The organism is Bradyrhizobium sp. AZCC 1719, assembly GCF_036924525.1.
In the GTDB taxonomy this organism is placed as follows: Bacteria; Pseudomonadota; Alphaproteobacteria; order Rhizobiales; family Xanthobacteraceae; genus Bradyrhizobium.
In genome coordinates this window covers 2,295,101-2,317,073 of sequence record NZ_JAZHRU010000001.1, presented here as the reverse complement: position 1 = coordinate 2,317,073, position 21,973 = coordinate 2,295,101, and the positions used below count along the sequence as shown (strand labels likewise).

General features: G+C 63.5%; 14 protein-coding genes. 4 read left to right on the top strand and 10 right to left on the bottom strand.

Translation table 11 applies throughout. The features are described from left to right. Window positions 1-105 precede the first annotated feature (105 nt). The 7 genes from V1292_RS10930 to V1292_RS10900 form a co-directional block, all read right to left on the bottom strand. Window positions 106-1,089 carry an ABC transporter ATP-binding protein gene (locus V1292_RS10930; protein ID WP_334372444.1) on the bottom strand — a complete coding sequence of 328 codons (984 nt, stop codon included), beginning with the start codon at window positions 1,087-1,089 and terminating at the stop codon, window positions 106-108. Then, complete coding sequence (locus V1292_RS10925) at window positions 1,086-2,498, bottom strand: amidase (RefSeq protein ID WP_334372442.1); 1,413 nt, start codon at window positions 2,496-2,498, stop codon at window positions 1,086-1,088. Before V1292_RS10925 ends, V1292_RS10930 begins: the two co-directional genes overlap by 4 nt. Then, on the bottom strand, window positions 2,495-2,692 hold the full coding sequence (locus V1292_RS10920) for a hypothetical protein (RefSeq protein ID WP_028351776.1): 198 nt from the start codon (window positions 2,690-2,692) through the stop codon (window positions 2,495-2,497). Before V1292_RS10920 ends, V1292_RS10925 begins: the two co-directional genes overlap by 4 nt. After that, window positions 2,689-3,780 carry an ABC transporter ATP-binding protein gene (locus V1292_RS10915; RefSeq protein WP_334372439.1) on the bottom strand — a complete coding sequence of 364 codons (1,092 nt, stop codon included), beginning with the start codon at window positions 3,778-3,780 and terminating at the stop codon, window positions 2,689-2,691. Before V1292_RS10915 ends, V1292_RS10920 begins: the two co-directional genes overlap by 4 nt. Window positions 3,781-3,784: 4 nt before the next feature. Beyond that, a complete protein-coding gene (locus V1292_RS10910; RefSeq protein ID WP_442895609.1) occupies window positions 3,785-4,663 on the bottom strand; it encodes an ABC transporter permease in 879 nt (292 codons plus the stop codon). 101 nt (window positions 4,664-4,764) lie between these two features. Then, a complete protein-coding gene (locus V1292_RS10905; RefSeq protein ID WP_334372436.1) occupies window positions 4,765-5,718 on the bottom strand; it encodes an ABC transporter permease in 954 nt (317 codons plus the stop codon). Between the two features lie 214 nt (window positions 5,719-5,932). Then, a complete protein-coding gene (locus tag V1292_RS10900; RefSeq protein ID WP_334372434.1) occupies window positions 5,933-7,591 on the bottom strand; it encodes an ABC transporter substrate-binding protein in 1,659 nt (552 codons plus the stop codon). Between the two features lie 203 nt (window positions 7,592-7,794). Here V1292_RS10900 and V1292_RS10895 point away from each other — a divergent pair, with 203 nt between their 5' ends. Then, complete coding sequence (locus V1292_RS10895; RefSeq protein ID WP_334372432.1) at window positions 7,795-9,408, top strand: ABC transporter substrate-binding protein; 1,614 nt, start codon at window positions 7,795-7,797, stop codon at window positions 9,406-9,408. A gap of 150 nt (window positions 9,409-9,558) precedes the next feature. Here V1292_RS10895 and V1292_RS10890 read toward each other — a convergent pair whose 3' ends face one another. Then, window positions 9,559-11,787 carry a CHASE2 domain-containing protein gene (locus V1292_RS10890; RefSeq protein WP_334372430.1) on the bottom strand — a complete coding sequence of 743 codons (2,229 nt, stop codon included), beginning with the start codon at window positions 11,785-11,787 and terminating at the stop codon, window positions 9,559-9,561. A gap of 67 nt (window positions 11,788-11,854) precedes the next feature. Then, a complete protein-coding gene (locus tag V1292_RS10885) occupies window positions 11,855-16,705 on the bottom strand; it encodes a VCBS domain-containing protein (RefSeq protein ID WP_334372428.1) in 4,851 nt (1,616 codons plus the stop codon). Window positions 16,706-17,376: 671 nt separating this feature from the next. Here V1292_RS10885 and V1292_RS10880 point away from each other — a divergent pair. The 3 genes from V1292_RS10880 to V1292_RS10870 are packed head-to-tail and all read left to right on the top strand — an operon-like array spanning window position 17,377 to window position 20,609. Then, a complete protein-coding gene (locus V1292_RS10880; protein WP_334372426.1) occupies window positions 17,377-18,180 on the top strand; it encodes a transglutaminase-like cysteine peptidase in 804 nt (267 codons plus the stop codon). Then, window positions 18,177-18,407 carry a hypothetical protein gene (locus V1292_RS10875; RefSeq protein WP_334377236.1) on the top strand — a complete coding sequence of 77 codons (231 nt, stop codon included), beginning with the start codon at window positions 18,177-18,179 and terminating at the stop codon, window positions 18,405-18,407. Before V1292_RS10880 ends, V1292_RS10875 begins: the two co-directional genes overlap by 4 nt. Window positions 18,408-18,428: 21 nt before the next feature. Beyond that, entirely contained in the window at window positions 18,429-20,609 is a 2,181-nt protein-coding gene (locus V1292_RS10870; protein WP_334372425.1) for a PQQ-dependent dehydrogenase, methanol/ethanol family, read from the top strand. Between the two features lie 119 nt (window positions 20,610-20,728). Here the strand turns inward: V1292_RS10870 and V1292_RS10865 are convergent, their stop codons facing one another. After that, window positions 20,729-21,928 carry an ABC transporter substrate-binding protein gene (locus tag V1292_RS10865; protein ID WP_334372423.1) on the bottom strand — a complete coding sequence of 400 codons (1,200 nt, stop codon included), beginning with the start codon at window positions 21,926-21,928 and terminating at the stop codon, window positions 20,729-20,731. Window positions 21,929-21,973: the final 45 nt, after the last annotated feature.

Genomic DNA, 21,973 nt, shown 5'->3' with positions numbered 1-21,973 from the left:
GGGACCCAGTGCCGCAACAACTGGGCCCCGGATCAGCAGCGCGCCACGCCGCAAGTGCGGCGCGTTGCGCAACATCCGGGGAACGCAGCCAGAAGCCGCTTCACTTCAATTAGCCGCAGAAACTTCCGCCGCCTCCGCCAGCACGCAGCGGGCCGTTCGATCCGGCGATACCTGCACATTCGGCGGCAGACGCTCGCTGCAGCGCGGCTGCGCAACCGTGCAGCGCGGCGCAAACGAACAACTGACGGGCACCTTGTCGAGCGAGGGCGGCGTGCCCGGGATGGTCTCCAGCCGCTGGCCGCGCTTGGCGCCGTGGACGGTCGCGGCCAACAGCCCCTTGGCATAGGGATGCACCGGGGTGCGGACGATGTCGCGCAAGGGGCCCTGCTCCACGATCTGGCCGGCATACATGACCGCGACGCGGTCGCAGATTTCGATGGCGACGCCGATATCGTGGGTCACGAAAATCACGGACATCCCGAACTCGCGCTGCAATTCGCGCAGCAGCAGCAGGATCTGAATCTGCACGGTGGCGTCCAGCGCCGTGGTCGGCTCGTCCGCCAGCAGTATTTTCGGCTTGCAGGCCAGCGCCAGCGCGATCATGGCGCGCTGCCGCATGCCACCGCTCATTTCGTGCGGATAGGCCTCCAAGCGGCGCTTGGCGGAGGGAATCCGCACCACCTCCAGCATTTCCAGCGCGCGCGCGAATCCCTCCTTTTCGCTCTTGCCTTCGTGGCGGATCACGGTTTCCGCGATCTGGCGGCCGATCGTGTAGACGGGGTCGAGCGCCAGCGCGGGCTCCTGAAAGATCATCGAGACGGTCTGGCCGCGAAACGCCGACAGCTCCTCGTCGTTCATTGCGAGCACGTCGCGTCCCAACACCTTCACGGTGCCCGAAATCTGCGTCCGCTTCTTCGGCAACAACCGCATCAGCGCGCGCAGCGTCACGCTTTTTCCCGAGCCGGATTCGCCGAGCAGGCCGAGCACCTCGCCCTCACCGAGCGAGAGCGAAATGTCGTTGACGGCATGAACCGTACGTTCGCCGGTGAAGCGGATGTTGAGGTCGCGGATATCGACGAGGTTGCTCATGCCAGTTCGGGTACCTGCTGGTGATAGTCGGTGACGCGCTGGAACGCCGCGCCGATCCGCACCAGCCCGGCCTCGTCGAAGGGGCGGCCGATCAACTGCATGCCGACCGGCAGCCCCTTCTTGGTGAAGCCCGCGGGAATCGAAAGCGACGGTAGGCCGAGATAATTGATCGGGCGGGTGAAGCGCGTGATGCGCTGGATCACGGCTTCCGCCTCCAGGCTGTTGCCGACATCGCTCTCGGCAATGGTCGCGGCGGGCATCGGGGCCACCGGCGCGATCACGGCGTCGGCGCCTTCGACCGCCGCGAGGTAGGCGGCCAGCGCCGGACCGCGCCAGCGCATCGCTTCGAGATAGGTCACGGCCGGAATGGCGAGCCCGTTCTGCAGCCGCATCAACACCTGACCGCCGTAATCCTGGGGACGCTCGATCATCCAGCGCTTGTGGAAGGCAGCCGCCTCGGTGGCGAGCACGATCTGGCAGGCAGCCGTGAGCTGGCGCTGGTCCGGCAGTTCGACCTTGACGATTTCGGCGCCCTCGCCCTGGAGCGTGGCGATGGTCTCGTCGAGCACGCGCGCCACTTCGGAATCGAGATCGTCGACATAGAAAGCGGTCGGTACGCCGATCTTGAGGCCCCTGAGTGAGCCGTTCGTGGCTGCCATGTAGTTCGGCACCGGCCGCGTGGACGTGGTCGGGTCTTCGGGATCGGCGCCCGCCATCAGCCCTACGAGCAGCGCGCAGTCCTCGACCGTCTGCGCCAGCGGCCCGACGGTGTCGAGCGATTGCGACAGCGGCATCGCGCCGGCGCGGCTGATCAGGCCGACGGTGGTTTTGAAACCGGTGACGCCACAGAAATGCGCGGGCATCCGGATCGAGCCGCCGGTATCGGAGCCCAGTGCAGCAAAGGTCAGCCGCGCCGCGACCGCGGAGCCCGAGCCGGACGACGAGCCGCCGGTGATGTGATCGACATTCCAGGGGTTGCGCACCGCGCCGTAATGCACGTTGTGGCCGGTCGGCCCGTAGGCGAACTCGACCATCTGCAGCGAGCCAAGCCTGACGGAGCCGGCGTCCTTCAGGCGCTGCAGCGCGGTCGAGGTCGTCGTCGCGACGAAATCGCGCCGGATTTTGGAGCCGCAGGTGACGACCTTGCCGGCCTCGTAATACATGTCCTTGTGCGCCATCGGGACGCCATGCAGCGGGCCAAAATTCTTGCCTTTGGCGAGCGCGGCGTCGGCGGCATCAGCCGCGGCAAGTGCCTCCTCCGCCTCGATCGTCATGAAGGCGTTGACGCGTGGTTGCCATTGCGCGATGCGGTCGAGGCAGGATTGCGTCACTTCGCGCGAGGACAACTTCTTGCCGGCGATCGCCTTGGCGACCGCGACCGCTGACATCAAGGCCGGTTCGCCGCTCATTTCGACACCTTCGCGTTCTGCACCAGCAGGAAGCTCGCCGGCTCAAGATCCATCGGCAGCGTGCCGGCAACGGGCGCAAAGCCGTCAAAGGCCGGGCCGATGGAGTTGGCGATGCGCGCGGAAACTTCCGCATCCTGCGGCACGCCGGCGACGTCGGTCATTACCTTGACCTGCTTGGGATCGGGTCTTGTCATGCAGCAGTAACTCCCATGTCACTTTTCTTGGTATTTTCTTTGGCCGATGCGCGGCTGTGCCCGGAGCCGGGTATGGCCATGTAGCACGCCGCCTGATGGCCCATTGTATCGACATCGCTGAGTTTTGGCGTCGCATTTGCGCAGAGCGGCTCCGCAAACGGACAACGGGTGTGAAACCGGCACCCCGACGGCGGGTCGATCGGATTGGGCGGATCGCCGGAGATCGGCGGCGTCTCGGTGCGGTTATCAGGGTCGGACGACGGCATGGCCGCCAAGAGCGCCCGCGTGTAGGGATGTGCCGGCGCATCCCAGACCCTGTCGACCGGGCCGAGTTCGACCACTTCGCCGAGATACATCACCAGCACGCGGTCCGAGATGTAGCGAACCACGTTGAGATCGTGGCTGATGAAGAGATAAGTCAGGCCGAATTCGCGCTTGAGGTCGGCGAGCAGATTGAGCACCTGGGCTTCGACCGATTTATCGAGCGCAGACACCGCTTCATCGAGGATCACCAGCCGCGGCGACAACGCCAGCGCACGCGCGATGTTGACGCGCTGGCGCTGGCCGCCGGAAATTTCGTGCGGGTAGCGGTTGGCGAAAGTTTCGGGCCGCAAACCCACCTTGCCGAGCAGCTCGCGCGCCAGCGTGCGCGCGGCTGCGTCGGCCATGCCGTGCACCTTGGGACCGAAGGCGATCGATTCCTCGATGGTCAGGCGCGGATTGAGCGAGGCATAGCTGTCCTGGAACACCATCTGCATGCCGCGACGCAATTCACGCAGGGACAGCGCGCGGCCGACCTGCATGCCGTCATAGACGATGTCGCCGGCGTCGCGCTTCATCAGATGCATCAACAGCCGCGCCGTGGTCGACTTGCCGCAGCCGGATTCACCGACGATGCCGACCGTTTCGCCCTTGGCGATCGAGAACGACACATCATCGACAGCGCGCACCGTTTTACGAGGGCTGAACAGATCGCCGCGCACCGGGAAATGCTTTGTCAGGCCGGTGACCTGCAGCAGCGGTTGCGCCGCGCCGCCGACGTCTTCGACCTGTTCCAGATGTCCAACTGACGGGCTCGTCTCACTCATTGCGTCAGTTCCTGATATCCATGGCGCTGCGCATGCCGTCGCTCAAAAGATTGAAGCAGATCGACACCGCAAAGATCATGACGCCCGGCAGCGCCGCCACCCAGGGATTGATATAGATCGCGGTGCGCAGCGTGTTCAGCATCAAGCCCCATTCCGGTTCCGGCGGTTTTGTGCCGAGGCCGAGGAATGACAGTCCAGCGGCGAGGATCATCGAGACCGAGATCAGGCCGGTGGCGTAGACAAAGATCGGGCCGAGCACATTGCCCAGCATATGAACGCGCATGATGGTGAAGGGCCCGGCGCCGGAGGCGCGCGCGGCTTCGACGAAATCCATGTTGCGCACGCCGGTGGTGACGCTTTCGGCGACGCGGGTGATCTGCGGCACGAACACGATGGTCAGCGAGACGATGGAATTGACGATACCCGCGCCCAGCGCACCCGAGATCGCGATTGCCAGCAGCACCGAGGGGAAGGCATAAAACACGTCGATGGTGCGCATGATCGCGGTGTTGAGCCGGCCGCCGACATAGCCGGCGACGAGACCAAGCGAGGTGCCGATCACGAAGGCGAAAATCACCGGCAGGATGCCGATGATCAGCGACAGCCTTCCGCCATAGATCAGCCGCGCCAGCATGTCGCGGCCGAGCTCGTCGGTGCCGAGCGGATAGTTCGGCGTGCCGATGTGGCGAAGCCGGCGGATCATCGAGCCCTGATAGGGATCGGCAAGGCCGAGCCACGGCGCAAGAAGTGCGGAGGCGAAGATCAGCACCAGCACGAAGGCGCAGACCATGCTGACCTTGTCGCGCGCGATGCGGCGGCCGACGGTGGCCCAATAGCCACGCGCCTTGGTCGCGGGCGCGGCTTGCAGGGCGGTATCAGACATCACGGTCATGCAAAGACTCTTTGCTGGAGCATGATCTCCGCGCAAACGCGTTCCGCGTTTGTCGCGAGGGAAAACCGGTGTCCACTTTTCCGGATCATGCTCTAACCCCGCTTGATGCGCGGGTCGATCGCGGCCTGCGCGATATCGACCAGCAGATTGAGCGTGACGAAGAACAGCGCCAGCACCAGGATCGTGCCCTGCAGCAGCGGCAGGTCGCGCTGGAAGATCGCGGAATTGAGCAGCAAGCCCGAGCCAGGCCACGAGAACACGGTCTCGATCAGGATCGAGCCGCCGAGCATGTAACCCAATTGCAGGCCCATCACCGCAAGCGCAGTGGGCGCGGCGTTCTTGATGACGTGGCGGAACACGTCCAATTCGCGCATCCCTTTGGCGCGCAACGCTTCGACAAAATCCTGGCTCAGGATGTCGCCGGTCAGCGCGCGGACGGTGCGGGTGATGATGCCCATCGGGATCACCGCGGTCGTGATCGCCGGCAGGATCAGGTATTTCATGTGCTCCCAGTCCCAGCCCCACGAACCGGAGCCGCCGGGACCGGCGCCGACCGCAGGCAGCCAGTTGAGCTGCACCGAGAAGATGATGACCATCACCATGCCGAGCCAGTAATGCGGCACCGAGACGCCGGCGATCGCGATGGAGGTCGCGACCTTGTCGATCCAGGTGTCGCGGAAATAGCCGGCGATCAGGCCGAACATCAGCCCGAGCGTGAAGCCGATCAGCGCGGCGGCAACCGCAAGCGTGACGGTGTTGCCGACAGCGCGCAGGACTTCCGACAGCACCGGGCGGCCGGTCGCGATCGAGCTGCCGAGATCGCCATGGAGCGCGCGCCATAGCCACAGGCCGAATTGCACCGGCAGCGGCCGGTCGAAGCCGTAAGCGGTGCGCAGTTGCGCCGCAAGTTCCTGCGACGCATCCGCCGGCAGCACCGCGACCAGGGGATCGCCGGGCGTGATGTGCACCAGCAGGAAGCACACCAGCGCGACGCTGATCACGATCGGAACGACGTAGACGATACGCCGGGCAATGTAAGCGAACACGAGCGACTCTCTTCTTCCCTTCTCCCCTTGTGGGAGAAGGTGGCGCGGACTTTGGTCCGCGCCGGATGAGGGGTTCTATCCGCGGACATGATCAATTCAGATGAGGGAGGCACATCCGCGGAAAGAACCCCTCACCCGTCTCGAATGAGCTCCGCTCATTCGATCCACCCTCTCCCACAAGGGGAGAGGGTCAGCAAGCGTTACGCTCCTGGACTCACGGCGCCATCGACACCGGCGAGAAGTCGACGAACCAGCTCTTCGGCTGCACGAAGCCTTTCACCTTCGGGCTCATGGCGCGCGGAGAGACGTCGTGGGCGACGTAGAGGAATGCCGCATCGTCCACCGAGGCCGCGTGCAGTTCGGCCAGGGCCGCGTCACGTGCGGCCGGATCGAAGGTCTGGCGCGCCTTGGTCACCAGCTCGTCGAACTTGGGATTGTTGATGTAGCCCCAATTGTTCGAGACGGGAGGCGCCATCGACGATTGCAGGAAGCGCACCAGTGCGAAGAACGGATCCATCGCCGCGTAGGTGACGTTGGTGGCGTTGGCGCCGTTGGCGGTCGGATCCTTGGCGCCGCGGCGCCAGTTGGTGAACAGCGTGTTCCACTCGATGACGTCGAGCTGAACGTCGAAATAGCATTCCGCCAGTGCCTGCTGCAGATATTCGTTCATCGGCAGCGGCTGCATCTGGCCCGATCCCGACGCCGAAGTCTGTGTCTTCACCGTCAGCTTCTTGTTCGGGCCGTAGCCCGCCTCCTGCATCAGCTTCTGAGCGGCCTTCAGGTCATACTTGATCTCGAAGGTCGGCTTTCCGCGCCAGGGATGGCCGGGCTCGAACGTGCCGGTGGCCGGCACCATCAGGCCGGCGAGCAGCCCCTCCTTGAGCCCTTCGCGGTCGACGCAGAGATTGGCGGCCTTGCGGACGCGGATGTCGTTCCAGGGCGAGCCTTCAATACGCGAAAACTGCCATGGCCAGACGTGCGGCGATTCATTGGCCTGGAGCTGGAAGCCCCGCTGCTTGATCTCCCTGACCGCGTCGGGCGCGGGCGCCTCGACCCAGTCGACCTGGCCGGACAGCAAGGCCGCGGTGCGGGCATTGGCCTCCGGCATCGGCAGCAGCACCATCCGATCGACCTTGGGCACGCGGCCCTTGTCCCAATAGCCTTCGTTCTTCACGAGCTCGAGCCGCTCGCGCGGCGTGAACTTCGACATCTTCCACGGGCCGGTGCCCGAGGCGTCCCTGGCGAACGCGGCCCAGGCGGCCTGCGATTTCGCCTTGGCGTCGGCGCCTTCCGCCTTGTCATAGAACGCCTGCCACTTGGCAGGGCTCGCCATGAAAAGGTTGGTCAGGTTGATCGGCAGAAAGCTGTCCGGCTCCTTGGTGGTCAATTCCACCGTCATGTCGTCTATCTTGCGTGCGGAGGCCAGCGTCGGCATGCGCGAGGCGGTGACGCCGACCTGGCTGGCGTCAAAATGCGGCGCATCCTGCTTCAGCACCTTCTCGACATTCCAGACCACGGCGTCGGCGTTGAATGGCGAGCCGTCATGGAATTTGACGCCCGGGCGCAGCTTGAAGGTCCACTTCTTCTTGTCGGCCTCGTCCACCTTCCACTCGGTCGCGAGGCCCGGAATCATGACGCTCGCCTTGTCGCGGGACGAGAGGTCCCACATCGTCAGGCCGTCATACATGGTCAACCCGGTGAAGCGGTTGCCCTCGAAACCCTGATCGGGCTGGCCAAGGGTGCGTGGAATATCCGCAGCCGTCATGCCGATCCGCAGCACGGTTTCGGCGCTTGCGAGTTGCGGCAACCCGACCACCAGCGCCGTTGCCAGCAGCCACGCGGTGGCCGTCTTCTTCGATTTGTCGTTACGCATTTGCAGCAATCCCCTTTTCAACGCCTGGTGACTAATTCTTATGCAACCGTATGCAACGCCTGTGCCAAACGGCAAGCTTCCCTCCGGGCTATGCGTTTGACTGCACAACTCCTTGTGAAGCGCGCATGCAAGTCATGTCGGATGCCTAAGCTGGCACCAAGCTTGCATTTTTAGCTCCAAACCTGCCCGATGGAGCCTAATTCATGCGCACCCGAAATTCGATGCTTCTTCCTGCCGCAACTCTAGCCGCAGGTTTGGCTCTTGGCATCTCCGCGATTTCAGCGCAGGCCGAGACCGTTGTGCGCTACGGCATTTCGATGGCGGACATCCCGCTGACCACAGGTCAGCCCGACCGCGGCGCCGGCGCCTACCAGTTTTCTGCCTATACGATCTACGATCCGCTGGTCGCCTGGGAGATGGACGTGGCCGACCGGCCCGGCAAGCTGGTGCCGGGGCTCGCGACCGAATGGAAGGTGGACGAGCAAGACAAGAAGAAATGGCGCTTTTCGCTCCGCAAGGGCGTCAGGTTTCACGACGGTAGCGAATTCAATGCCGACGCGGTGATCTGGAATCTCGACAAGGTGCTCAACGACAAGGCACCGCAGTTCGACAAGCGGCAGAGCGCGCAGGTGAAGACCCGCCTGCCGTCGGTCGCGAGCTACGCCAAGATCGACGACGACACCATCGAGATCACGACCAAGACGGTCGACTCCTTCTTTCCGTACCAGATGCTGTGGTTTCTGGTTTCCAGCCCGGCGCAATATGAAAAGCTCGGCAAGGATTGGGACAAGTTCGCGAGCCAGCCCTCCGGCACCGGGCCGTTCAAACTGACAAAACTCGTGCCGCGCGAACTCGCCGAGCTGACCAGGAATGCCGACTATTGGGACAAGAAGCGGCTTCCGAAGGCCGACAAGATCGTGCTGATCCCGATGCCGGAAGCGCTGACGCGCACCAACGCGCTATTGGCCGGCCAGGTCGACCTGATCGAGACCCCGGCGCCGGATGCGGTGCCGCAGCTCAAATCCGCCGGCATGAAGATCGTCGACAACGTCACGCCGCATGTCTGGAATTATCATTTGAGCGTGTTGCCCGGCTCGCCCTGGACCGACATCCGCCTGCGCAAGGCGCTCAACCTCGCGATCGACCGCGAGGCGGTGGTCGGGCTGATGAACGGTCTGGCGAAACCCGCCAAGGGCCAGGTCGACCCGTCGAGCCCGTGGTTTGGCAAACCGTCCTTCGAGCTGAAATATGATGTCGCGGCGGCGAAGAAGCTGGTGCAGGAGGCGGGCTATTCGAAGGAGAAGCCGCTGAAGACCACCTTCGTCATCGCGCAGGGCGGCACCGGACAGATGCTGTCGCTGCCGATGAACGAATTCCTGCAGCAGAGTTTCAAGGAGATCGGCATCGAGATCGACTTCAAGGTGGTCGAGCTCGAGACGTTATACACGGCCTGGCGCAAGGGCGCGGCCGACGAGATAAACGCCGGCATCACCTCCAACAACATCGCCTATGTCACCTCAGACCCGCTCTACGCCATCGTCCGCTTCTTCCACTCGGGCCAGATTGCGCCTGTCGGCGTCAACTGGGGCGGCTACAGAAGTGCGAAGGTCGACGCGCTGATCGATGAGGCCAAGCAGACTTTTGATGTGGCCAAGCAGGACGAGCTACTGGCGCAGGCGCACGCGCAGATCGTCGACGACGCCACGCTGGTATGGGTTGTACACGACACCAACCCGCATGCGCTGTCGCCGAAGGTGAAGAAGTTCGTGCAGGCGCAGCACTGGTTCCAGGATCTGACGCAGATCGGGCTGGAGTAGCTCTCGCTGTCGTCCCTGCGAACGCAATATCTGACGCAGATCGGGTTAGGGCAGGAATTGTAGGGTGGGCAAAGGCGCGCAGCGCCGTGCCCACCATCAGCCCTCCGCAAGGAATGGTGGGCACGCTTCGCTTTGCCCACCCTACGAAAGCTACTTCGTCAGCAGCGCGAAGGCGCCGTTCCAGTCTTCCGGCGGCGGGTCTTCGAGATAGCCGCGGATGCGTGCTTCGTAGAGGTTGTAGAGCAGCTCCAGCGAATTTGCCTCGTCGGTCTTGCGGCCACGCGCGATGGCTGCGAGCGCGCCGTCCCAGTCGCGGTTGCGGTAACAGGCGAGCATCTCGATCGTCAGGTTGCGCAGGCGCTGGAAGCGGCCGGACTGCGCAGTGTCCTCGCGGCCGGCGATGGCGTAGATCACCTCCGGCTCCTTCTTGCCTTTCACCATGATGAAGTCGAGCTCGAGAATGGCGAACTTGTCCTTGACCGCGAGCGCGGTCTTGGAGCCGACAATGATCGGAAAACCATATTCTTTCGACTGCCCTTCGAGGCGCGAGGCGAGATTGACGCTGTCGCCGAACACCGAATAGTCGAAGCGCTGGTCGGAACCCATGTTGCCGACCACGCAGGTGCCGGTATTGAGCCCGATGCCGGCATTGAGCGGAATGAACGGACGTCCCTCTTGCTTGGCCTCCTGCTCGCGCGCCTGGTTGAGCTCATCGACGCGATCCAGCATGTCGAGCGCTGCTTCGCAGGCATTGAGCTCGTGGTCCTTGTCGTCGAGCGGCGCATTCCAGAACGCCATGATGGCGTCGCCCATATATTTGTCGATGGTGCCCTTGCGGTCGAGGATGGCGTTGGTCAGCGGCGTCAGGAAACGGTTCATCAGCGCCGTCAGGCCCTGCGGGTCGTTCTTGTAGGTCTCCGAGATCGAGGTGAAGCCGCGCATGTCGGAGAACATGATGGTCATCTCGCGCTCCTCGCCGCCGAGCACCAGCTTTTCCGGCGACTGCGCGAGCTGTTCGACCAAGGCCGGCGACAGATACTGGCCGAAGGCGGAGCGGATTTGGCGGCGCTGCGCCTGCTCGCGCACGAAGGCGGAGAAGATCAGCGTGAGGTAAATCGACGTGGTCGACATCAACGGATAGGTGAAATCGATCAGCAGGCGGTGCTGGGCGTAGAAATACGCCGACGTTCCGACCAGCACGGATGCAAACGCGCCCCCGACGATCACAAGCGAGACCGGACCGAACAGGGGCGCAAACACAATCACGAGAAGCCCGAGCAACATCGCTGCTGCCAATTCAACGCCGATGCCATAGTTCGGCTGCGAGATGACCGCGCCGGTCAGCGCGCTTTCGAGCACCTGGGCATGGATTTCGACCCCGGGCATGGCGGGCGACACCGGCGTGGTCTTGATGTCGGTGAGGCCGACCGCAGAGGTGCCGATCAGCACCAGCTTGCCCGCGATCATGTCGGGGGCGACGTTTTTCTCCAGCACGTTGATCGCGGGGACGTAGATTGAGGCATCGTTGCGGGCATAGTGAACCCAGAGCTGGCCGTTATGGTCGGTCGGGATCTGGAAATCCTTGACGCGGAGGCTCTTGATGCCGGCCTTTTCGGCCTTGATCAGGATGGTCCCCGATCCGCTAGCGACCCGCAGCATCTCGAATGTCAGCGAGGGCATGGTCTGGCCCTGCGCCAGCATGATCATCGGCACCCGCCGCACGATACCATCGCGCTCGGGTTTGATGGTGAACAGGCCGCGTCCGGCGGCGGCGTGCTCCAGCACCGGCACGTTGCGCAAAAGGCCGGGAAAATCGAACATGAAGCGCTGCGGCTCCTCGCCGAGCATCGCGAGCCCGGTGGCCGGCAGCGTCTTGTCGAGGGCCGCGATTTCCTCCGGCAGGCCGGATTCGCCGAGCACGACCCGCGACTGCCGGATGGCGTCGGCGAAGATCTGATCGTTGCTCGGCAGCGCGCGCAGCCTGGCGCGGGTTTCCTCGTCGAGATTGCGGAAGGTGTCCGCCGCCAAGGCGGGATTGAGACGGTCGGGCTCCGGAAACACCGCGTCGAACGCGATCACGACCGCGCCGAGCCGGGTCAGTTCGGTGATGAGGTCAGCAAGCCGGGTGCGCGGCCACGGCCACTGCCCGAGCTTTGCCTGGCTCTTCTCGTCGATGTCGACGATGGTTACCGGCCGCGCGGTCTTCTTGCGAGGATCGATGCGCTGGAAGGCATCAAAGGTCCGGACGCGGATCTCCTCGACGGGGGCCGGATCGGCAACGCGAAGCGCGGCAAACCCGATCAGCAGCGCAAGGCACAGCAACCGGGCGTAGCCGATGCGCCGCGCAAACCATCGCCGTAGTACCCGCAGTTGTTTCATGCCGTCTGGATATCACGCATCGAAACGTCAGGCATGCCTGCAGCCTCGCGGGGCCATACCGGAGGGATCAGCTATACCCGCCGGGGTGAAGGATGAAGTCGCTCATCTGCAGGCTTGCCTTGGCAACGTTCGACAGCTTGATGCTGTTGACAGCATCGAACTGAATCAGGGTATCGGAGTCCTCGGAGCCCACCGGCTCGACCGCGCCCCTCTTGAGCCATAGATCGAAGGAACCGGAATCACCTGAAGTAAATGGAACGTAGGCAAGAAGGTCAATCTTGTCCTGCCCAGGCTGGAAATCGGTGACCGTGTCCTTGCCCATCTCTTCCGCGAACACGAACTGGTCGGCGCCGTCGCCGCCCTTCAGGATATCGGCCTGCTCGGTCGAGAAGATCACGTCCTTGCCGGAGGTCGCGAGCGTCGTGGTGTCGAGACCGTTCGTTCCGGCCACATTGAAAATGAAATTGACGGTATCGGTGGCGGAGCCATCCGAAACCGTAACCGTCACAATGTCGGTTTCTTGGGTTCCCTGGCCGTCATGATAGTTAACGCCGCTCAGCGCATCGTTGACCTGCGCCAGCGTGCCGGAGACCTCCGACAGCTCAACACTGCCGGCATCGCTTGCGGGCACGACGGTGACCGACAATGTGTCTCCCGCGTCGGGATGGGCAACGTACAGGCCGAAAAGGGTGGTCGTTCCCTCGCGGTGGTCGGTGATGCTGAGCTGGTCGGTCTGGATGACCGGCGCGACCATGACTTTGGTGGTGAAGAACGCGTTGTCGGTCGCGCCATTGGCGGTGCCGCCGCCATCCCTGAGTGTGAACGTCACGGTGCGCTCGCCGGCGACGGGCGCGGACTTGGAGTTCGAAAACTCGATCGCCTGCGCCAGCGCCGCGACGGCCGCATCGTCGGCATTTCCGTTCAGCGTCACCGTCAGGCTGTTGGTGTCGTAATCCGAGAGCGTTCCGACAATCTTGGCGCTGCCTGGGCCGGCGGCGCCGTCCGCGTCGTACATGATGTTGGTGCCGCTGAGCGAGATGAGGCCGCCGTTTGCAATGGCAAGCGTGTCACCCTGGTTTCCGCCAGCCGTCACTGTCGCGGTGAACGATCCGCCGGCGTAGCTGCTGCTATCGACGTCGCTGGCCGAGACACTGCCGGCCAGAGCGACCGCCGCGTCGCCCGCCTGATAGGTCGGCGCGAGATTGGCGCCGGTGAACACCGGCGCATCGTTGGTGCCGGTGACGGTGACGACGAAGGTCTGCGCGGCTACCCCGCCATCGCCATCGTCGATCGAAACCGTGTAGGTGAGCGTCAGTTGCTCGCCGGCCGCGAGATAGTCGAAAGCAGACGATGCGGCCGAGAAGCTGAGATCGACCGAGCCGGTGGAGGAGCCGGAATTCTTGGCCACAGCGCCCGGCTTCACCAGCGCGATCAGCGCGGCGTCATCGAGCGCAAGGCCGGTGGTGGTGCCCGACACCGCCACGCCGGTGATGCTGGCGGCGTGACCGACATCGGCCAGATCGGCGTCGGTGAAGGTGACCGGGATCGTCGCCGTCAGCGCCGAGGCATCGGTCTGCTCGGTCAGATTCTTCTGCGCGATGTTGGCGATTTCAGGCGCGTCGTCGGTGCCGGTAACCGTGACGACAAAGGTCTTCGGCGTCACGCCGCCATCGCCATCGTTGATCGCAACCGTGTAGGTCAGCGTCAGGACCTCGCCCTTCGCCAGATAATCGAACGCGGTCGAGGCCGCCGAGAATGACAGATTGACCGATCCGGAGGACGTACCGGCAGCCTTGGTCACCGTGCCCGGCGTGACCAGTGCGATCAGCGCCGTCGCGTTGAGCGAAAGGCCCGTGGTCGTGCCGGATGCCAGCACGCCGGTGATAGCTGCGGTGTGTCCGATGTCGGACAGGTCGCGATCAGTGAAAGTGACCGGGATCGTCGTCGTCAGCGCCGCGGTGTCGGTTGGCTCGGTGAGGCCCTGCTGTGCGATATCAGCGATTTCAGGCGCGTCGTTGCTGCCCTTGATCGTGACGACGACATCCTGCCACGTGATGCCGCTATGGTGGTCGTCGACCTCCACCGTGTAGGTCAGCGTGACCGTCTCGCCATCGGCGAGGTAGTCGAAATAACTATCCGGCGCCGAGAACGACCAGCTCTGCAAGCCCTGCACGCCATCGGTGGAATCGGTCAATGGCCCCAGCGACAGCCAGCCTAGCTGGACCGTTCCGTTGGCGAGGCCGGTCATCACGCCGGAGGCGCTGACGCCGGTGATCTTGACGTCGTGCGTGTCGGTCAGATCGGCATCGGTGAACGTGATCGCGCCGCTGGCGGTATCCGGCGTCGCTGAATTGTGGGCGTCGGCACGTTCGGCGATGGTCGCGGTCTGCGGGTCGCTGGTGATATCAGCCGTATCGTTGCTGCCGGTGACGGTAACGGTAAACGGCTTGGTCACCACACCGCCATGGCGATCATCGACCGTGGCCGTATAGGTCAGCGTCAGGATTTCGCCGTCGGCGAGGAAATCGAACGCTCCGTCGGCTGCGCTGTACCTCCAGCTTGCCGAACCGTTGTTGGTATTGCCGTTAGCCTGCACCACCGTCAGCGGCACATCAACAGCCGCGATCGCGGCGAGCTGGGCTGCAGTGAGCGATGAGGTGATATCGGTGAGGGCGGCATTCTTGTAGGTGAAAGACGTGAACGCCGCGCTCGCCACCGGGCGATCGGTCAGGTCGACGTCGGTGAAACTGATCGTGCCCGATACCGTATGAAGCGCCGTGGATCCGGTCGGATTCGGCTGGCTGGGATTCACCAGCTCGGGGAACGCAGCGCTCGTTGCCGCGATGGTCGGAACGTCGTTGGTACCGACGACGACGACGTCGGCGCCCTGGATCGAAACCGTGATCGGCGTGGAGATGACACCGCCATGGCCGTCATCGACTTGCGCGACGTAATTGAGGGTCAGCGTCTCGCCCTTGGCGATAAAGTCGAACTTGCTGTCCTCGATGCTGTAGGTCCAGGTTGCCGTGCCGTTGTTGCTGTTTCCGGGAGCCGGCACCACCGTCAGCGGCACCTCGACAGCCAGGATCGCCGCCAACTGTTCCGGCGTCAGCGTCGCGGTGATGTCGGCGCCCTGCGCATCGTAATAGCGGAACGGATCGGTGGTGGAGATCGCCGCGCTGACGACGGGACGGTCGGTCAGGTCGACATCGCCGAAGGTAACGGTGCCGGACACGGTATCGATCACCGTATTGCCGGTGCCGATCCGCTCCGTGATCTCGCCGCCGGTCGCAGAGATCGTCGGCTTGTCATTGGTGCCCGTGATGACGATCGTAAACGGCACGAACGTCGTCTCGTTGCTCGGCGCGTAGTTGTTGTCGACCCGCGCCATGTAGGTCAGCTTCAGCGTCTCGCCGGCGGCGAGGAAGTCGAACGCGCCGTCGGCAATGTTGTACGTCCAGGTCGCCGTACCGATGTTCTTGCCGTTGGGATCCTGCACCACGGACAGCGGCACTTCGACCGCTTTGATCGCGGCCAGTTGCTGCGCCGTCAGCGTAGCGGTGACGTCGGCGCCCTGCGCGTTCTGATAAATGAAGGAAGAAAACTGCGTACTGACGGTCGGAGTGTCGCCGACGTTGACATCGATATAGTTGACGACACTCGATATGCTATCGAGCGCGGAGCTCGCGGTCACATCGATCCGTTCGGTAACGGCGCCGCCGTGCGCCGCTGCCAGCGGCGGCCCCGGAATATGCACAAGCCTGGGGGGCGGCCCCGGATCCACGGGGGGAGTAGCCCCGCCGGGGATGTTGAGTAGCTGAAGCGTCACGGGAATGAACTCCCCGCCGGCCAGCTTGACGAACAACGTTTCCGGAACGATCGAATCGGTAAAATTGTTGGTGAGCTTGGTGTTCGGGTTGTTCAGGTCGGTGAACTTCAGCGAGAACACGTCGCTGATGATCTTCTGCGCGTCGGGCGATAGCTGCACCGACGATTGAAAGCTGACCGTGCCCTGGCCGCTGACGATCGTCTGCGTTCCGGCCCGGTTGACGGTCGCAATCGGTGTCAGCGTAGTCTTGTCGAACAGGATGTAGGAGCCGGTGGTGCCGTCGGGCTCGACCAGCACCTGGAATTTCGCCGGCGGCGCACCGCCTTGGCCCGGCACTTCGAAGTCGATCTCGACCAGCACCGCGGTGCCGCGGATGCCCATGGTCGCGACCGGGGTGTCGACCTTCATGTCGCCTTTCTTGGCGGTGGCGCCGGCGACGAACGAGATCGTGCCCTGCACCAGGCTAAGCAGCGACCTGTTGTCCGACCCGTTGGGGTCGTAGACCATCTCGTTCAGCACCATCCTGGCATTCGATGCGAGACCGAACACGGTGCCGTCGATGAAGGTGATGCCGAGCGTCGAATCGGAGCCGGACTGGACGACGTCGCCTTTATGGACGGTTTCGCCCTGGTTCAGGATGATCGAGACGCCGTTGCGGATCGCGGTCGCATTCCCCGTCAGCTTGGTGACGTGCCCGATCACAGGCGGCGCGACGCTCGGACTGCCGTCCGCTTGCGCGAACTGGGTGTGCCCGCTCAGCGCGTTGACGATGTCGCCGGTGAGATGGGCGCCATCGGGCGAGGCCAGCGCAGCGCGCTTCTCGCCCCTGAAGTAGTCGCGCAGCACGACCTCGCGGTCGCCGCTACTGAGGATCAGGTCGACGCCCGATCGCTTGAAGTCGCCGCTGAAGAGCAGATCAGCATCAGAAATGATTATGGCGTCGGACGGCGCATGTGTCGAAACTTTGTCGACATTGAACTTGCCGGAAGACGGAAGATGGCCGTGCGATGACAGCAGGGGTCCAAGGCCGACATCCGCGCCGGAAAAAGGGTCGAGGTCTCCCGATCCGAATTTGCCGGCATAATTCAATGGGGCACCGATTTAAATGGTTAAGAATTATGAAATTTCCCTGCGGGATTTTCATACCACGCAGGTAAGGAACACAAAAGCAGGCATGCCGCGAATACCCTCGATATGGGGTATGTCTGCAACAGGACCGAAAAGGTCCGAAAAAAGTGTCCGGCGAAAGTGTGGCAAGGAAAAGGCCGGCACTTACTCGGGCTGATCGAAAAATGGGCACGGCCTCCCACGGCATAAAGATAAGCAGTCATAATAATTTATCTCTGCCGCAGCGCAGCGAATGCCGCTTCCTAGTCGCCTTAAGACTGATCACCTCGCGGATCCATTCGAAGCCGTCATCGCCTTCAAGGCGTCCGGGACAGGTTGCAATCGCGCACCGAGCGATCCCGTGGGTAAGGTTAATTCGGTGACCTGTAACCCTTCCGCAACCGTAAACTTTTGCGCCGTGTCCGCCTCCTGTCCCGGATGGCCAAGCGGCCCCGATGAGCGCCGATCTGAGTGGATCGATAAAATCCTCTGCAAACCGGCAAGGCCGCGTTCACGCTGCTTCGCAAACTTCCGATAGGTCTCCCCTCGTTTTAAACGGATCAAAAGCGCCGTTGCCCATCCTGCCCGTTCTGAAATGATCTGGGCACGAGCAGGCAGAGCAAGCCCGCCGATGCCCGGACAAGGGGTGTCAGATGGGGTTGTCAGTCTATGCACGCGCATGGCGTGCGGGCATCGTCGCGTGCGGCCTGGCCTGGTTCGGGCCGGCCGACCTGCGCGCGGAGACGGGCGAGCCATCCGCGCCGGCGGAGCTGGTCCAGCGGTCGGCCGAGCCGTTCGGGCTTACCGCTTCTTCCCTCGCCGGCGGCGGGCTGCGGGACAAATGGCTTGGCGTGCAGCGCCGGCTCGACGACGAAATGGTGCAACTTGCGCTCTGCGAAGGCGACCGTGACGGCTGCGTGTCTCCGGCCGCACTGAAATTCCTCGACATTGTCGACGCCGCGCGCTTGCGCGAAGGCCGCGCGCGGCTCGGCGAAATCAACCGCGCCGTCAATCTCGCCATCCGGCCGATGAGCGACCTCGCCCAGCACGGCCAGATCGACGTCTGGACGCCGCCGCTCGCGACGCTCGCGCGCGGCGGTGGCGACTGCGAGGATTATGCAATTGCGAAATTCATAGCCTTGCGCCGCGCCGGCCTCGCGCCCGACGATCTCAGGATTGTGGTCCTGCACGATACCATCCGCGGCGAGGACCATGCGGTGGCTGCCGCGCGGCTGGAGGGGCGCTGGCTGACGCTCGATAACCGCCGCATGGCGATGGTCGAGGACGTCGACGTCAGAAACTTTCGGCCGACATTCGTCATCGGCCCGCACGGCGTGATGCGATATGCCGATGCCCCGCTGCTCGCCGACGCCTCGGGCAGTACGCTTGCGGCTCCGCTTGTCTTGAGTTCTCTGGCCGCTCCGCCGACCCGTCATTCGAACGTGCCAACTGAATGACGGCGCGCAATTGTTGCGCGGCGACGGCAGGCAGCAATCTGCTTTCCTTACCTGATCTTCCCTGTCTCACGGCCAATGGTGCGCTGCAGCCGGCATGCCAGCTTGCATTCGTTCGGCGAAAGCGCTCGCGCAAAACATGCGAGACAAATTTTCTCTTTTTCATTTCGCGCATCGCGTTGATTGACGCGATCCTTCTCACCGGCATAGCATTCCACCAGATCCGCTAGAGATCACTGGGAGGGAATGAGATGACACGTTTGCCGCGCGTTGATTCCGCTTGCCTTTTATTTCCTGAAATTGCCGTCACTTCCCGTCGGCCGGCGCGCCTTGCGCAGGCCGTGATCGCAATCGGGCTGGGCCTGACGCTGGGCTGCAGCACAGCCCTTGCGCAGACACCCGTCAAGGGATCGCCCGAGCACATCAAGGCGGTTACTTCGGCGGTCGACGGCGCATCGATCAAGGCCAACACCGCGACCTCGAGCGACTGGCCGACCATCGGCCTCGACTATGCCGAGACGCGCTTTTCCAAGCTCAACCAGATCAACGCCGACAACGTGAAGAAGCTCGGACTGGTGTGGAGCTATCCGCTGGAATCCTCTCGCGGCGTCGAGGCGACGCCGGTCGTTGTCGACGGCGTCATGTATCAGACCGCGTCCTGGAGCGTGGTGCATGCCATCGATGCCCGCACCGGCAGGCGGCTCTGGACGTACGATCCGAAGGTCGATCGCACAAAGGGCTACAAAGGCTGCTGCGACGTGGTCAATCGCGGCGTTGCGCTCTGGAAAGGCAAGGTGTTCGTCGGCGTCTATGACGGGCGGCTGATCGCGCTCGACGCCGTCACCGGCAAAGTGGTCTGGGAAAAGGACACGCTGATCGACAAGGAGCATTCCTACACCATCACCGGCGCGCCGCGCGTGTTCAACGGCAAGGTCGTGATCGGCAATGGCGGTGCGGAGTACGGCGCCCGCGGCTACGTCACCGCTTACGACGCCGAAACCGGCAATCAGGCCTGGCGCTGGTTCACGGTGCCGGGCGATCCGTCAAAACCGTTCGAAGATGAATCAATGGCGGCCGCCGCCAAGACCTGGGACCCCGCCGGCAAATACTGGATCAACGGCGGCGGCGGAACGGCGTGGGACACCATCACCTTCGATCCAGACCTCAACCTCGTCTATATCGGCACCGGCAACGGCTCACCGTGGAATCGGGATGTGCGCAGCCCGTCCGGCGGCGACAACCTCTATCTGGCCTCGCTGGTCGCGCTGAACGCCGACACCGGAAAATATGTCTGGCACTATCAGGAGACGCCCGGCGATCACTGGGACTACACCTCCACCCAGCCGATGATCCTCGCCGATCTCACCATCGATGGAACGCCACGCAAGGTGATCCTGCACGCGCCGAAGAATGGCTTCTTCTTCGTCGTCGACCGCACCAACGGCAAGTTCATCTCGGCCAAGAACTTCGTCGATGTGAACTGGGCGACCGGCTACGACGCCAACGGCCGGCCGATCGAGGTGAAGGAGGCGCGCGGGAGGGAACAGTATGACAGCATCCCGGGCCCGTACGGCGCCCATAACTGGCATCCGATGTCGTTCAATCCTCAGACCGGCCTCGTCTATCTGCCGGCGCAGAACATTCCGGTGAACCTCACGCCGGAAAAGGCGGTCAAGCACAACGCACAGGAGCCCGGCAAATTCGCTTCCGCGGCGGGCTGGAACGTCGGCTTCATGCTGAACGCGACGCCGCCGAAGAGCGCGCCGTTCGGCCGCCTGCTCGCGTGGGACCCGGTGAAGCAGAAGGAAGCCTGGCGCGCGGAATATGTTGCGCCGTGGAACGGCGGCACGCTCACCACCGCGGGCAACCTCGTTTTCCAGGGCACTGCGGACGGCCGCTTCATCGCCTACAACGCCACGACGGGCGAAAAGCTCTGGGAGACGCCGGTCGGTAGCGGCGTGGTTGCGGCCGCCTCGACCTATCTGATCGACGGCAAGCAGTATGTCTCGATCGCGGTCGGTTGGGGCGGCGTGTTCGGGATTGCCGCGCGCGCCACCGAACTGCAGAGCCCTGGCACGGTCTATACCTTCGCGATCGATGGCAAAGCGCCACCGCCGGCCTTCGTGAAGTACCAGACCGAAGGCCTGCTCGCCGGCGTCAAGTACGATCCGAAGGACGTTCCCGAAGGCACTGCGCTCTACGTCACCGCCTGCGCCCAGTGCCATGGCGTGCCCGGCGTCGACAAGGGCGGCAATGTCAGGAATCTCGGCTATGTCTCCAAGGAGACCATCGAGAACTTGAAGAACTTCGTGTTCAAGGGCCCGTTCCACGATCAGGGCATGCCCGACTTCACCGGCAAGCTGACCGAAGCCGACGTGGTGAAGATCCAGGCCTTTATCCAGGGCACCGCGGACGCGATAAGGCCGAAGTGACGAAGTCATCCCGGGATGGTGCGCAAGCACCAGACCTCAGATGCGCAAATAAAGAGGGCTGCGCGAGATGATCGCGCAGCCCTTCTCGTTGAAGCCCTGTCGTTAGAGCGAAGCGCCCCTCAGAACATCAGGCCTTCCTTGACCAGCACCCAGCGGCCGTTCTTGATCTGCTGGACCTGAGTGATGGTGTTGGCCAGATGGTCGGTCTTGGAGAACTTGGTCGGCGGCGAGTTGAAGATGTCGCGGAACTGCTCGCCTGACTCCAGCGCGCTCATCATCTTCTGGCCGGTCAGATCCTTGCCAGCCTTCTCGGCGTAGAATGCAAAGGTCATCATGGCGTTGTAGCCGATGATGGCCTGCGTGTTGGCGTCCGAGCCAAACATCTTCTTGTAGTTGGCTAGCCAGTCCTTGACCTTGCCCTTCGCGGTGTCTTCGTACGGGATTTCGAAGCCGGAGGCCGCGTAGAGGCCTTCCACCGCGTCCTTGCCGAGCGCCGGCACTTCCAGAACGTTGGTCGGCGTGGCGCCGAGGAAGGTGACGTCCCAACCAAGCTTCTTGGCCTCGCCCATCGCGCCGATGGTCTCGCGGATCACCGTGCCGAGCACGACGACGTCGCAGCCGTCGGACTTCATCTTGGCGATCTGCGCGCTGAAGTCGGAAGCGCCGCGCTTGTAGCTCGTCACCGAGGCCGGCTCCAGCTTCATCGCCTTGACCTGCTGCGTGAAGCCGTCAAGCACGTTCTTTCCGTACTCGTCGTCCTGATGCAGGATGCAGGGCTTCTTGAAGCCCTTGGTCTCCAGCATGTACTTGACGGCGGCGCGGGTGCTCTCGACGTAAGGCAACAGGTTGTTGAACTTCAGCCTCTCCTGCGGCTTCGCCGGATCGAATTTGAAGGTGAATTCGGCCGCCGTCAGCGGGAAGAGCTGCATGACACCGGCGTCGAACAGGATGTCCTGCGCGGCGAGCACAGTGGGCGACCCCATCGGGCCGACCATGGCAAAGACCTTGTCGCGCTCGACCATCTTCTGCGAGGCCAGCACGGCGCGCTTCGGATCGTAGCCGCTGTCCTCGATGATCAGCTTGACCTTGCGACCGTGGATGCCGCCTGCGGTATTGATCTCTTCGGCTGCCATCTTCATGCCGTTGGATACCGGCACGCCCCAGACCTTGATCGGACCGGACAGATCCTGATGGGTACCGATGACGATCTCATTGGCCGAGATGCCTTGATCGGTAACCTTGGTTTGGGCTGCGGCCGGCAATTGGGTCAGCGCAAGGGCGCTCACCGCAAGGCCCAGCGCCTTGAACGATTTCGACATTGCAGTCTCCTCTTCCTTGGCCCGTGTTGCGCGAAGGGTGGGGCC

Excerpts from the sequence above, each read along its gene's own strand:
- V1292_RS10930 (WP_334372444.1), bottom strand. The coding sequence starts at position 1,089 with ATGAGCAACCTCGTCGATATCCGCGACCTCAACATCCGCTTCACCGGC.
- V1292_RS10925 (WP_334372442.1), bottom strand. The coding sequence starts at position 2,498 with ATGAGCGGCGAACCGGCCTTGATGTCAGCGGTCGCGGTCGCCAAGGCG.
- V1292_RS10920 (WP_028351776.1), bottom strand. The coding sequence starts at position 2,692 with ATGACAAGACCCGATCCCAAGCAGGTCAAGGTAATGACCGACGTCGCC.
- V1292_RS10915 (WP_334372439.1), bottom strand. The coding sequence starts at position 3,780 with ATGAGTGAGACGAGCCCGTCAGTTGGACATCTGGAACAGGTCGAAGAC.
- V1292_RS10910 (WP_442895609.1), bottom strand. The coding sequence starts at position 4,663 with ATGTCTGATACCGCCCTGCAAGCCGCGCCCGCGACCAAGGCGCGTGGC.
- V1292_RS10900 (WP_334372434.1), bottom strand. The coding sequence starts at position 7,591 with ATGCGTAACGACAAATCGAAGAAGACGGCCACCGCGTGGCTGCTGGCA.
- V1292_RS10895 (WP_334372432.1), top strand. The coding sequence starts at position 7,795 with ATGCGCACCCGAAATTCGATGCTTCTTCCTGCCGCAACTCTAGCCGCA.
- V1292_RS10890 (WP_334372430.1), bottom strand. The coding sequence starts at position 11,787 with ATGAAACAACTGCGGGTACTACGGCGATGGTTTGCGCGGCGCATCGGC.
- V1292_RS10880 (WP_334372426.1), top strand. The coding sequence starts at position 17,377 with ATGGGGTTGTCAGTCTATGCACGCGCATGGCGTGCGGGCATCGTCGCG.
- V1292_RS10875 (WP_334377236.1), top strand. The coding sequence starts at position 18,177 with ATGACGGCGCGCAATTGTTGCGCGGCGACGGCAGGCAGCAATCTGCTT.
- V1292_RS10870 (WP_334372425.1), top strand. The coding sequence starts at position 18,429 with ATGACACGTTTGCCGCGCGTTGATTCCGCTTGCCTTTTATTTCCTGAA.
- V1292_RS10865 (WP_334372423.1), bottom strand. The coding sequence starts at position 21,928 with ATGTCGAAATCGTTCAAGGCGCTGGGCCTTGCGGTGAGCGCCCTTGCG.